Origin of the sequence: Galliscardovia ingluviei (assembly GCF_014635685.1) — a bacterium.
GTDB lineage: Bacteria > Actinomycetota > Actinomycetes > Actinomycetales > Bifidobacteriaceae > Galliscardovia > Galliscardovia ingluviei.
The window spans coordinates 880,790-893,230 of record NZ_BMDH01000001.1 but is presented as its reverse complement, the minus strand read 5'-3'; the positions used below and the strand labels follow the sequence as shown (position 1 = coordinate 893,230).

Genomic DNA, 12,441 nt, shown 5'->3' with positions numbered 1-12,441 from the left:
ATAGACTTACACCATAGTGTCTGTGATACAGGAGGTATGTGTATTTGCGGGTATGACCTGTGTGTATTGTGTGTATACTCAGCTAGTACGCGCTGCAGTATTACCGCTTTTACTGCTATTACAGCATCAAAGTATTACAGTATCGCAGCGCCATACTTAATAAGAATAATTGCTACGACAACTGCAATCCATAGTACATCAACAAGCAAATCGGCACCAAGCCTATAATACGTTTGTAGTGCGCGCTGCCAAGAAGCAAAGCGCCCTTCTGATTGTGGAATGCCTTGCACGGTGACTGTGGCATGAGATTGAGCTATGAACTGGATAGTAGTAGTAAACATGAGCACTAGACACCACGGGCACAAGGCATGAATAACAAATGCTGACTGGCTGAATAACCAGTACGCATAAGCAAAAGCGCAAAGATTGCCAGCCCAAGTGCACCAAGCAAACCAGCGTGGGAATACGACTTTACTCAATCCAAGCACGGCAACAGTAATAAATACTGCCTCAGCGGCAATACCAAAGAAAGCATTCGGGTAGCTTAAGCCACCAAAATGAATAATTTCAGCTTGCCAAGACTGTGCCACTGTAGAACACGATACCGCTCCGTTGACATCGCAGCCGAGTTGCTGATCAGGATGACGTGCTAGTTGTAGCGTATCTGCAGAAAGAATAAGCGATGCCATAAATGCGCATATTGAGGCAATAAGCATAACTGCATATAACCATGTTGCGTTGTGACGCCACCCTTTTGGTTGCCGATAATCTGAGGTAGTGATCTGTTCCATATAATCCTCTTATGCATTGATTTTGATAACTGGTTTCCAGTATGTGCGAAAACAATGATTTTTGCAATGACCTCGAAGAAAATACATGCCTTGTAGTGTGGTACGACACGCCAACTTATCAGCATACGGTGATTTGGTATGAAGAGATTACGATAGAAAGCATGAGTTTACCAAAGACGAGTCATACTATTGCCCAGGGTTGGGATTTGCATTGCCATAGTGTGTATTCTGATGGTACGGCAACTCCAGAGCAAATGGTGCAAACAGCAGCATCACTGGGTTTGGATGGAATTGCTCTTGCTGATCATGACACCAGCGCAGGATGGGCAGATGCTGTTCGCGCGGCGCGCAGTAACCACATGCCACTTATTCGTGGAACGGAAATCACTGCTGATATGGATGGGGTATGCGTGCATATGCTGGGTTTGCTTTACGACCCAGAAAATGAAAGTGTGCAACAGCTTTTTGCCACCACAAGACAGCATAGAATAGAACGTATGCAGCAAATGGTGCGTAATTTGGCTGTAGACTTTCCGATTACTTGGCAAGACGTGCTTGATATGGTTCGTGAAGGTGAACAAACTACTATTGGCAGACCGCACATTGCTGATGCACTTGTTGCTAAAGGACTGTTTCCCAATCGTTCGGCAGTTTTTCGTAATACGGTAAATCGCGCTTCAAAATATTATGTTCCTATTATTTCTCCTGATGCGCGCCAAGTAGTGCAAGTTATTGGTCAAGCTGGAGGAGTGTCTATTATTGCGCATCCTGGGGCTATTGGACGTAATGCGAGACTCTTGTCTGATGAACAGATTGCTCAGTTGGCGCATCTTGGGCTAGATGGGCTTGAAGTACATCATCGTGATAATAATGCTGAGCAGCAGCAGCGACTTACGAGTATTGCTCATCATCTAGATTTGCTTATTACTGGCGGTTCTGATTGGCATGGTACTGGTAAGCCTAACCACATGGGAGAGCATGTTACTGATGAGCAAACAGTACAAGAAATTATTCGTCGAGGTGCAATTGGCGTTATTAAGTAGCACAATGTTCTCAAATATGATGGTGCAGTAAGGTGATAGCACGATAGCTGACAGCACGATAGCGTGTGCAATAGTGCAACAATGTAATGCGCAATAACACCGTATCGTCAAATAGAAAACTCTAAGTGTGAGAAAGGTGAGCTGCAACATATGCATGCATGCGCTCACCTTATGTTAGTTTTATGAACCCGTAGTACTTAGCTCTCGTTGTTGAGCTTAGACCTAGTTGAGATTACCAAAACCAACTGGGTGTGTAGTGTCTGAGCCAATAATGACATAGCCTAATGATGCTGCAGGAATGACGATATGGCGACCTTTAGCATCAGTGAGATTTACTATTCCTTGAGTACCTGCGCCTGCTGCAGCAAGTGCTTGTTCAATAGTGGCACTTAACTCTTCTGGCGTTTGGTTGCTTTCAAAATTTACTGTACGAGCTACGTCGCGGATACCAATTTCAACTTCCATAATCATTCCTTACTTGCTTAACGTATACATCTGAAGGGCACTGGGTGCATACTCACAGTTTGAAGATATTCTATATGCATTCTATCGAAGAATATGCCAAAACACTGTACACAGAGTGCGACTTTGGCTACTCTTCGCCAAGAGCTAATGCAAATAACAGTGTTCTATCTACTGTATGACAATACTTACGCGTTATCTGCTGTATTTGCAGCACTTTCAGCATCGGTTTCGTCGGCATCAGGTGCAGCATCCTCATCGTGGGTGTTAGAGGTGTAATCGCTATCCTGATCCTGCGCTGGTGTTTCAACTAGTGATACATATCCAGTAGGATGCCCATCAGTACGTTCGATACCAACTCCGGTAGATGCCTGCGAAGTGTTCGGTACAGATAAGTCAGATGACTGACTGTCCGGAGAAGTTGCACGAGGCAGTATCTCTGTTGGTGCATCAGCATCAACACTCTGCCCACTATCGCTAGTCACATGCTGATGTTCAGTAGCTGAAACAGTGCTTACAGAACCAGAATTGCTACCGATGGTCTGGTCGGCAGTCAGATTTTGAACACCTTCAATTTGCTGCTCGTTATGCTCAAGTAATACTGTTGAGCTGGATGCGTGAGCAGTGGTACTTACTGTCTGCTGTTCATCAGTTAATCGTTCACCAATAACTGGTGCATGCTGTGGTGCAGCATCGGAGTGATGTGCAGTTCGCTGCTGAGGTTGTTGATGTATAGATGTGTGCTGCACTGGACGGTTTGGTGCTTGCTTCGGATCGGCTAAAGGCTGCCTCGTAGGATCTGAAACTTTGCGAGAGCGCACAGCAAGTTGGTGAGCAAGCTGCTCTACTCGTGACTTAAAGAGCATAATGGCATTATTATCAGCACGATCAAGAGCCTGCATAAAAGCCCCAACCTGTTCCATTTGCCGCCATAGACTTGCTCGAAGCATAATAAGCTCATCAAGATGAGAGCCAACAATACGAGCATAGGATGATAGCACAATAGTGCGCTGATGAGCGTTAAGTTTATCAAACATCCAAGCTAAATCACGTGCAGGATCATTAACTTGAATATCTGACCAATGGTAAATTGCATTTAATCCAGTACTTGAAAATAGCATATCGCCATCATTAAAACCGCCATGCACGAGGCATGTAGTAAAAGACCATAATCCATCCGTGGCTACTACGCGCTGCCAGTTATCAACAATTTCTGTTGGAATCTGGCCTTGAGTACGCAGCTGTTTCATCCATGCTTCCAACTGGTGGCGTATTTGTTCAGCAGTGTAGCTGGCGTATCCCTCTTTACGGATGAAATTAGCACGCAGTCGGTGAATAGCGCCAATAGCAGTACCTACAGAAGCGCATTGACTATCAGTCAGCTGGTCCAATGCTGTAGTGTAACCGTCATTATGTTTGCGAATAAGCACAGAAACATCACCAGTTGCACATGGCTGGACGGTAGCATCACTGAACGTTACTACCTGTTCAAGCGCAAAACCTAGACTTGCTGGCTCTTTTGCACGAGATAGTGCTGCTGCGGCACGAGCACGCTTACTTAACAGCGTTTTACCATCATCGGTATCGCTGATACAAACATCAAACTGTCGTCCTGCAGTATCGGTAATGACTGCTGTAACTATGCCAAGTTCATCATCAACAGCATACTGGTCTGATTCGCGCGTGCCAGCTACCTGCAACGCAGGCATGGCCGCGGACGCCATAGCGGCCAGGGTGTAGATTGAATGTTCGCTCACCTTTCTAACTGTATCGCACAATATGCATTTTCGTTATTATGACGCGCGAATTCACGCAATTTTCATACGGAGTACTTATCCACTGCGGTTAAGCATAGTACAGTCTCACGCTTGAGAGTGCTAGGATAGCTACTCTAAGGAGGTAGTAGCGCGTGTATACAGCACAAGATATTCTTCAAGGCTTAGATGATGTGCAACGTCATGCTTGTTTAAGTATTGACGGACCAGTACGCATTATTGCTGGCGCGGGTAGTGGCAAAACGCGCACTATTACGCGTCGTATTGCATATGCTTGCGCTACTCGGGCATGGAATCCTCGCCAAACGCTAGCAGTTACTTTTTCTGTTAAAGCTGCAGCGGAAATGAAACAACGTTTAGCTGCTCTTGGTATTCAAGACATTACTGCTGCAACCTTCCACTCAGTAGCATTACAACAGTTGATTACACTTTGGCCAATGCTTACCAGTGCACCATTGCCGCGTATTCTTGACCAGCAGCATGAAGTTGTAGCATTAGCAATACAGCGCGTGCTCGGGCAAACGGCTGACGATCCGTTATTAGTTCGCGCTGTGTTACAGGAAATCAACTGGGTAAAAGTCTCTCTTGTAGCGCCTGAAGATTATGTGCGTGTGTGTGCGGCAACACATCGAGCAACTCCTGCAGATCTAGAACCCACACGTGTTGCTGACATTATCAGTGCTTATGAGCAGATTAAAACTGCGCGAGGCACTATGGATTTTAACGATATGTTACTGATGATGTGCCATATTGGTCAATCATTTGAAGAGGGTAGGGCGCTACTGCGTGATCGTATTAAATGGCTTACTGTTGACGAGTATCAGGATGTGTCTCCACTACAACATTATTTAATGAGTATTTGGCTTGGGGACGATAACACAAATGTGTGTGTGGTAGGAGACCCTGCTCAAACAATCTATTCTTTTGCAGGTGCTACGAGCCATTATTTACTGACTTTTCCAAATGAATTCGAGCATAGTACTGATATTGAGCTAACTATGGATTATCGTTCTACGCCGCAGATTGTGACAGTTGCGAATCGTGTATTAGCAGCTTCTGCAGTACGCGACGATTATCTGCGATTAGTTTCAGGTAAAAATCCTGGCGCTCGTGTAGTTACTACAAGCTACGAAACAGATATTGAAGAGGCTCAAGCTGTCGCTCGGCGCATTGCAGCGCGTATTGCCCAAGGTGAGCAGCCTAATAATTGTGCAGTGTTGATGCGGATTAATGCACAAGCACCGCTGGTTGCTTCGGCTCTGCATCAGCTTGGTATTCAAACACGCCAGCGCATGGATCATTTTGGTAGCCAGGAAAGCCTTATTGATGCCTCTGAGGCAGCATCTCGTGCCATGGTAGAGCAACGGCTTGAAGAGGGTAGTAGTGTTGGTGCTGTAACGCTTTCTACCATTCATGCTGCAAAAGGTTTGGAATGGAAGCATGTGTATATTATTGGCGTAAGTGAAGGCCTACTGCCTTTTGGTGTGCAGCATACGATGGAGCAGATTGAAGAGGAGCGCCGACTGCTGTATGTGGCATTAACTCGTGCTGAAGAAAGCGCTCATATCTCGTATGCTCAGCATAAAGATGCGCAGTCTATGCATATTACGCGCAAGCCGAGTAGATTTTTACAAAAGCGATAAGGTAATTTCATTATATCGGTAGAGCGGCGCAGCAATAAATCTATGGCGCAGTAGGAGAGTTACCTTCTACTGCGCTACAATTTGCGACTTTTCCATAGCACAATAGCCGCTTATAGATACACTGATTTGCAGTTGTATTGCAGTCCAGTTTTATTCGGTTTTGTTTTCCGATGTATCACCATCTGCGTCAGAGGATGAATCTGTGCTATCATCGGTATCGGTATGGGCATCAGTTTCGGTATCAGTAGCAGTATCGGAAGCGCTGTCATCTACATGAGAATCGCTTTCTACTGAGCTATCATCTGCTGGATTATCGTCTGTGAGAGCGTCATCCGCTAATAACTTGCTAAGCTCTGCATCCCAGTCAATGCCATCGATACTATCCATGCTGCTAGGTTGTACAGATTCTTGTGACACTGCTTGAGCGTCAGTAGGCTGTGCATTATTTGATGTATCCCCATGCTGTGCCAAATTGGTATCAGCTTGTGTTGTAGTATCTGTTCCAGTATCTGTAGGTAATACTGGTAGCAAATCAGGATGATTCCAGTGCGCGTCTCGAGCACTCACGCCCTCTTGTACTGTAAGCTGTTCCCACAGTTGTGCGGCTTCACGACTACGTTTTGGTCGCATTTCAAGACCAATAAGTGTCTCAAATGTACGCTCAGCAGGGCCTCCGACTGCACGTTCTCGGCGCATCATTTCACGCAACTGGTCGAGGTGAGGTAGATATGCCATTGCGGCGCGCCACACAACAACATCCACCCAGCCTTCAACAAGAGCGAGCAAGTTTTCTAGAGCTGCTCGTGCTTCAATCTGTTCAGGAGTGTTGCTTGGCGCCACATTAGTCATATTTACTGCGCCAGCTAATTGCTCTGGATCCATAGTGGTGGCATCGCGTAATTGTTCGCGCATAGCATCAAGATCAATTTCAATACCGCGAGCAAATTTACCGATAAGCGCTTCAAAACGTGGCATAAGCCATGGCACATGCGCAAAAAGACGAGCATGAGCAATTTCACGTAGTGCAAGGAAATCTAGTACTTCGTGGACATCGATATCGAGCTTATGAGCGTACTCGATGCAGTTTTGTACAATTAACCCGCCTGGGGCATCTTGTAGGAGTTGAATACCTTGGTCAAAACTACCGCGTACTTCACTGCTGAGTGACCCAGCAGCAGTGCCCATTTGCATACCGAAAGCGGTATTGCCTAAAAGCTTCATTAAAACTTTTGGATCTTTTAAGTCGTCAGGAATAGGTATTTGGACAGGACCGGCATACATTCCGGCAATATCACCTTCAATGCCATCGCCAAAGCTCTGAGTAATAAGTGTTGAGAGTGCATCTGATGTGGAACTGGCAACGGGATTGGCAAAACGGCACCATGCTGGCAACGTTTGTTCAGCCCAAGCAGCTCGCGTCAGTAGCGCAATCTCACCTTGAACCGGGTCAATATCAGTTGCAGAGTCAAGCCATAAATTAGCCTCGGTCATAGCTTGGCGAACCAACTGACCATCGGATGCGGAAACGGTTCGTTGAGCACCAGATTCACGAATTGCACTTAATGCCAGTGAAGTTGCCATACCAACATTAATTGGACCTTTTTGTAAGGTTTCACGCACCTCATCCATAGTGTTTAATCCACCAGCACCGAGTGCTTGAGCCATGGACTGTACTTGTGAAGGCTTTGGAAGTCCTTCTACACCTTGCTGCAGAATCTGGTCTTTAATTTGCTCAGGCAGTTCTTGGAACTGAGCATATGCGATTTCCCCTTGGGACGGGCCAAAAGATTGAATAAACCACTCGTGCAGTTCGCTATCGTCCATACCATCACCATTCTTCAAGTTTGCAGTCCAGTACTTCCATACTATTAGTAGCATGACACAATCTAGTGTAAAGCATACCGTTGCGAGGGAATCGTTCGCGCATGGCACGAAACTCCCACTGAATCTTCATACTCTTTGGCTCGTAGTAAAGCGTGCAAGTCAAGCAGTGAGTGGCGGTATGGCGTTGCTAGGAGAGTACATCCTGCAAGCCTGTAATTGGTACCGTTCGCGTACAGGCAAAGACCGTGTTAGTGTGCTTAGTGTAGTACTTGCTGTAGTGCTTTTGATGTTGCCAAGTGATTACGTGGTTGAAGGAGCAGGACCAGCGCTTGATGTGCTCGGTACCGTTAGTGCGGATAGTAAACAACAGATTATTGAGATTGCAGGTCTTGCAAGCACCAGCGCAAAGCCACAATCTGATACACACCACACACAAGGCAAACTTTTGATGACAACTGTTAATAGTTATGGTGTAGGCAGTACACTTCCGAACGCCTTTGTTTTAGTTAATGCTGCTATACCATCGCGCGGTGTTTTGCCTAGAGAAGCAGTTATTGCGCCTAACCAAACAACGCAAGACTTTGAGCAAGAATCCACACAAGCTATGAGCAACGCGCAGAATACTGCACAGCAGGTTGCCCTTCAGTTTGCCAAACAACATCATATTGATACCACAGGTGTTCAGATCAGTATGCATATTGACGATATTGGCGGACCTAGTGCCGGCATGATGTATACCTTGGGGGTGCTTCAAAAATTATCACAGCGCGATCTTACCGGCGGGGCGACTATTGCAGGAACAGGAACTATTGAACAAGACGGTACTGTTGGCGCTATCGGTGGTATTCGTTTCAAAATGCTTGGCGCGAAGCAAGAAGGTGCTACTTGGTTTTTAGCACCAGATGCAAACTGTGATGATGTTGTAGGACATGTGCCGCATGGTATGCGTGATGTTGCTGTACATACTATTGACGATGCATACAATGCCTTGATTGCTATAGGGCAGGGCAAGGCTGATTCTCTGCCACATTGTGTAGTTAAGTAATAGTGATACAACACGTTTGACCACGCCGAAACGGACAAAATGCAATTCAGGGCATAATTCTTGCTATGCTTAACCCGTGGCTGATACAAACACACAACAAGCAGAGGTATTTGGATTCCAAGCTGGAGACATTGTTCAAGAATGGCTCTGGGATAATGATGTGGATGATAGTGTCCGCGAAGCTATTGAAGCGATTACTGGAGAAGAGCTCGTTGACGAAGATTATGATGCTTCCGTTGACGGTGTGATTATCTGGTGGCGTGATGGCGATGACGAAGATGCCTTGTCAGATACCATTATGGATGCAATGGATGTTATTAACGAAGGTGCGCCATTTTGGGTATTAACGCCAAAACCAGGTCGTGTTGGTGCGGCAAATGCAACAACTGTTGAAAATGCAGCAAAAACTTCTGGTATGAACGCTGCGACGCCTCGCACTTTGAACGCAGATTGGAATGCAATTCGTTTACGTGCTTTTGGCAAGGGACGTGGCTAATTCCAGATTTAGCTGCTGTTCCATGCAGTAGGTTATGCATACTATATATCTGCGCATAACTGTATAAATACCATATGAATATTGTGTGCTAGCGTGCTTAGCATAGTGTTTGCATATGGTGTTACAGTTTGCGCAGATGCATGTGGTATTTCTCCTGACCTTCCTGTACTCTATTAGAGCGCTATACGGCGCTTTATTACGTACCAGGCCACGTTGGGAGAACGATGCCACAAGAATCACATCAGCAACGCCGTAATTCACAAAATCGTAAATTTACTAGGCGTTCTTCAACATCACAATCATCAAATCGTCGCAATAGCAATGCTAACCGTCAGCAGCGTACTGATCGAGCTTATTCGCGTTCTGGTAATAGAGACTATCTGACTGAGCAGCCTCGGCGTGAACAGCGTGCACCTCGCCGCGATCATCATCAAGAAGATGGTATTCGCTTGCAAAAAGTGCTGGCACAAGCTGGATTTGGCTCACGGCGCAAATGCGAACAGCTTATTCTTGATGGTCGAGTAGAGGTAGATGGTGATCTCGTCCTCGAACTCGGCACACGTGTTAATCCGGATAAGCAGCGTATTCTCGTGGATGGTTCTCGCATTCACTTACATGACACGCATATTACGTTGGCGCTTAATAAGCCTAAGAAGGTGCTGTCCACTATGGACGATCCAAAAGGGCGCTGGACATTACGCGATATTATCGGCGATAAATATGAGCGCGTATTCCATATGGGTCGTCTCGACTATGATTCAGAAGGTCTAATTTTAATGACCGATGATGGCGAGCTATCTCAGCATGTAATGCACCCTAAATATGAGGTAGAAAAAACCTATATTGCCACAGTTGAAGGCAAACTCAGCGGTGGCGTATGCCGCAGATTAGTACACACTGGTGTCAATCTGGACGATGGTTGGGTGAAATTGGACAAATGCACCATTCTCGACCAAAATCGTGATTACACCATGGTGCGTGTGGTACTGCATTCCGGTAAAAACCGCATTGTACGTCGTATTTTTGGCTCTCTTGGATATCCAGTACACCGTCTTGTGCGCACGCAAATTGGTCCAATTAAACTTGGTGAGCTCAAGCCTGGCTCATACCGCGTCTTGTCACCAGTAGAGGTCAAATCTCTGGAAAAGGAGGTTGGACTGTGATACGAGTGGCTATTGATGGACCTGCAGGTGTAGGCAAATCCTCAACTTCTCGCGCGCTTGCCCAGTATTTTGGTTTTGCGTATCTTGATACTGGTGCCATGTATCGTGCGGCAACGTATTGGTGCTTACACAATGGCATTGACCTCGATGCTACACCTGTTGATGAGCAATCGATTGTTGATGCTGTAGAGCGGCTTTTTGTTGAAGATCATTTTGAAATCGGTGTAGATCCACAGCAACCACATGTCTACTGTGATGGCGAATGCATTGATGAGGCGATCCGCTCTAGTGAAGTAAGTTCACACGTTTCTGTGGTTTCAGCTATTCCTGCAGTACGCCATATGCTTATTGCAGCTCAACGCTCATATATTGCGCGAGAAGAATTGGAAGATTCTTTCTCTAGTGGCGCTGGCATTGTTGCTGAAGGTCGCGATATTACTACAGTGGTAGACCCTGCAGCACAAGTGCGTGTATTATTGACGGCGCGTGAAGAAGTACGTCAAGCACGCCGAAGCGGGCAAAGTGCGCAGGGGACTGCTGGTGTAGATAATGTTGCAGCACGTGATCAAGCAGATGCACAAGTAACAAGTTTTCTTGAAGCAGCAGACGGTGTGATAACTGTTGACAACTCTGATATGGATTTCGATCAGACATTAGAAACACTGATTCACCTTGTCGAACAAGCTCAAGAAGAAGCTGCTTATGCTGAGTATGCCGCAAATTTAAGCGATTATGAGCTGGATGAAGAGGACGAGCAGCTGGTACAAGGCTATTTTGCTGTGCCAGATAATGCTCCAACACAAAAACCAGTTGGCGTGCTGGCAGTAGTTGGTCGTCCAAATGTTGGAAAATCAACATTGGTAAACCGTATTCTTGGCAGGCGTGCCGCTGTTGTAGAGGATACGCCGGGAGTTACCAGAGACCGCGTAAGCTACGACGCAGAGTGGGCAGGCACTGATTTTAAGCTCGTTGACACTGGCGGTTGGGAATCCGATGTGGAAGGTATAGATTCATCAATCGCCGAACAAGCTGAGATTGCAGTTCGTCTCGCTGATGCCGTCATTCTAGTAGTCGATGGACTTGTAGGAGTTACGGCTAGCGATGAGCGTATTGTTGCTATGCTCCGCGCCAGCGGTAAGCCCGTGACTTTGGCAGTAAATAAAGTTGATAATCAGGCTAATGAATATTTAACTGCGGCGTTTTGGAAACTTGGTCTTGGCGAGCCATACTCGATTTCTGCAATGCATGGTAGGGGTGTTGGCGATTTGCTCGATCAAGCACTTGACCAGCTTGAACATGCAGAGCAGACATCTGGTTTCCTCACGCCTACAGGGTTACGTCGTGTGGCATTAGTCGGCCGTCCAAATGTTGGCAAGTCGTCATTACTCAATCAGCTTGCTGGCGAAAGCCGTGCGGTAGTCAATGATTTAGCAGGTACTACACGAGATCCTGTTGATGAAGTTATCGAACTTGATGGGCAAGACTGGCTGTTTATTGATACTGCAGGTATTAAACGACGCATTCATAAGCTTTCTGGCGCAGAATATTATTCAACATTGCGCTCGCAAGCTGCCATTGAGCGTTCAGAACTGGCATTAGTGCTGTTTGATGTGTCTGTACCAATTTCTGACCAAGATTTGAAAGTGATGAGCCAAGCTGTTGATGCTGGACGCGCTATCGTTTTGGTGTTCAACAAATGGGATTTGCTGGATGATTTTGGCAGACAACGCATCGAACGCTTGTGGGAGACAGAGTTTAATCGTGTTACTTGGGCGCAGCGTGTGAATCTATCAGCAAAAACCGGCTGGCATACCAACCGATTAACTCGAGCGATGAATCAGGCGTTAGAGTCTTGGGATAAGCGTATTCCAACAGGCAAACTCAATGCGTTCTTGGGGCAGTTGCAGGCAGCTCACCCGCATCCATTGCGCGGCGGTAAGCAGCCTCGTATTTTGTTCGCTACTCAGGCTTCAAACAGGCCTCCGCGTTTTGTAATATTCGCAACCGGATTTTTGGAGCATGGTTATCGGCGTTATATTGAGCGCTCGCTGCGTGAAGAATTTGGATTTGAAGGTACTCCAATCCAGATTTCTGTGAAAGTTCGAGAGCGTAAGAAGCGCAAATAGTGCGGGCTGAGTAGCACAATACTCGCAGATTGGGTTATAGAGTAGGGTGGCGGTTACTTTGGTAGCCGCCACC

At 46.3% G+C, this 12,441-nt stretch carries 10 protein-coding genes; 6 read left to right on the top strand and 4 right to left on the bottom strand.

All coding sequences use genetic code 11. From position 1 onward, the window contains the following. Positions 1-134: 134 nt before the first annotated feature. Positions 135-791 carry a vitamin K epoxide reductase family protein gene (locus IEU85_RS03685; RefSeq protein ID WP_188354845.1) on the bottom strand — a complete coding sequence of 219 codons (657 nt, stop codon included), beginning with the start codon at positions 789-791 and terminating at the stop codon, positions 135-137. Between the two features lie 161 nt (positions 792-952). Between IEU85_RS03685 and IEU85_RS03680 the strand changes: the two genes are divergently transcribed. Continuing rightward, a complete protein-coding gene (locus IEU85_RS03680; RefSeq protein ID WP_188354844.1) occupies positions 953-1,834 on the top strand; it encodes a PHP domain-containing protein in 882 nt (293 codons plus the stop codon). Between the two features lie 222 nt (positions 1,835-2,056). Here the strand turns inward: IEU85_RS03680 and IEU85_RS03675 are convergent, their stop codons facing one another. Both IEU85_RS03675 and IEU85_RS03670 read right to left on the bottom strand, forming a co-directional pair. Next, entirely contained in the window at positions 2,057-2,299 is a 243-nt protein-coding gene (locus tag IEU85_RS03675; RefSeq protein WP_188354843.1) for a DUF3107 domain-containing protein, read from the bottom strand. A 185-nt stretch (positions 2,300-2,484) separates the two neighbouring features. Next, positions 2,485-4,053 carry a phosphotransferase gene (locus IEU85_RS03670; protein WP_188354842.1) on the bottom strand — a complete coding sequence of 523 codons (1,569 nt, stop codon included), beginning with the start codon at positions 4,051-4,053 and terminating at the stop codon, positions 2,485-2,487. Positions 4,054-4,205: 152 nt separating this feature from the next. On the opposite strand from IEU85_RS03670, the gene IEU85_RS03665 reads away from it, so the two are divergent. Continuing rightward, positions 4,206-5,714, top strand: coding sequence for an ATP-dependent helicase (locus tag IEU85_RS03665; protein WP_188354841.1), 1,509 nt, complete (start codon positions 4,206-4,208; stop codon positions 5,712-5,714). Between the two features lie 150 nt (positions 5,715-5,864). Here the strand turns inward: IEU85_RS03665 and IEU85_RS03660 are convergent, their stop codons facing one another. Next, positions 5,865-7,538: a zinc-dependent metalloprotease gene (locus IEU85_RS03660; protein WP_188355012.1), complete on the bottom strand. Its 1,674-nt coding sequence runs from the start codon at positions 7,536-7,538 to the stop codon at positions 5,865-5,867. A gap of 52 nt (positions 7,539-7,590) precedes the next feature. On the opposite strand from IEU85_RS03660, the gene IEU85_RS03655 reads away from it, so the two are divergent. The 4 genes from IEU85_RS03655 (at position 7,591) to der (ending at position 12,368) form a co-directional block, all read left to right on the top strand. Then, the gene (locus tag IEU85_RS03655) at positions 7,591-8,583 is read left to right on the top strand and encodes a S16 family serine protease (RefSeq protein WP_229714712.1); all 993 of its coding nucleotides are present in this window, start codon (positions 7,591-7,593) and stop codon (positions 8,581-8,583) included. Between the two features lie 76 nt (positions 8,584-8,659). Next, the gene (locus IEU85_RS03650) at positions 8,660-9,079 is read left to right on the top strand and encodes a DUF3052 domain-containing protein (RefSeq protein WP_188354840.1); all 420 of its coding nucleotides are present in this window, start codon (positions 8,660-8,662) and stop codon (positions 9,077-9,079) included. A 224-nt stretch (positions 9,080-9,303) separates the two neighbouring features. After that, on the top strand, positions 9,304-10,242 hold the full coding sequence (locus IEU85_RS03645) for a pseudouridine synthase (RefSeq protein ID WP_229714711.1): 939 nt from the start codon (positions 9,304-9,306) through the stop codon (positions 10,240-10,242). Then, positions 10,239-12,368 carry a bifunctional cytidylate kinase/GTPase Der gene (gene der, locus IEU85_RS03640; protein ID WP_188354839.1) on the top strand — a complete coding sequence of 710 codons (2,130 nt, stop codon included), beginning with the start codon at positions 10,239-10,241 and terminating at the stop codon, positions 12,366-12,368. Before IEU85_RS03645 ends, der begins: the two co-directional genes overlap by 4 nt. The last annotated feature ends 73 nt before the right edge of the window (positions 12,369-12,441 follow it).

Bases quoted from the DNA above. Each gene is read 5' to 3' on its own strand.
- IEU85_RS03685 (WP_188354845.1), bottom strand. From the start codon at position 791: ATGGAACAGATCACTACCTCAGATTATCGGCAACCAAAAGGGTGGCGT.
- IEU85_RS03645 (WP_229714711.1), top strand. From the start codon at position 9,304: ATGCCACAAGAATCACATCAGCAACGCCGTAATTCACAAAATCGTAAA.
- IEU85_RS03675 (WP_188354843.1), bottom strand. From the start codon at position 2,299: ATGGAAGTTGAAATTGGTATCCGCGACGTAGCTCGTACAGTAAATTTT.
- IEU85_RS03655 (WP_229714712.1), top strand. From the start codon at position 7,591: ATGACACAATCTAGTGTAAAGCATACCGTTGCGAGGGAATCGTTCGCG.
- IEU85_RS03680 (WP_188354844.1), top strand. From the start codon at position 953: ATGAGTTTACCAAAGACGAGTCATACTATTGCCCAGGGTTGGGATTTG.
- IEU85_RS03660 (WP_188355012.1), bottom strand. From the start codon at position 7,538: ATGGACGATAGCGAACTGCACGAGTGGTTTATTCAATCTTTTGGCCCG.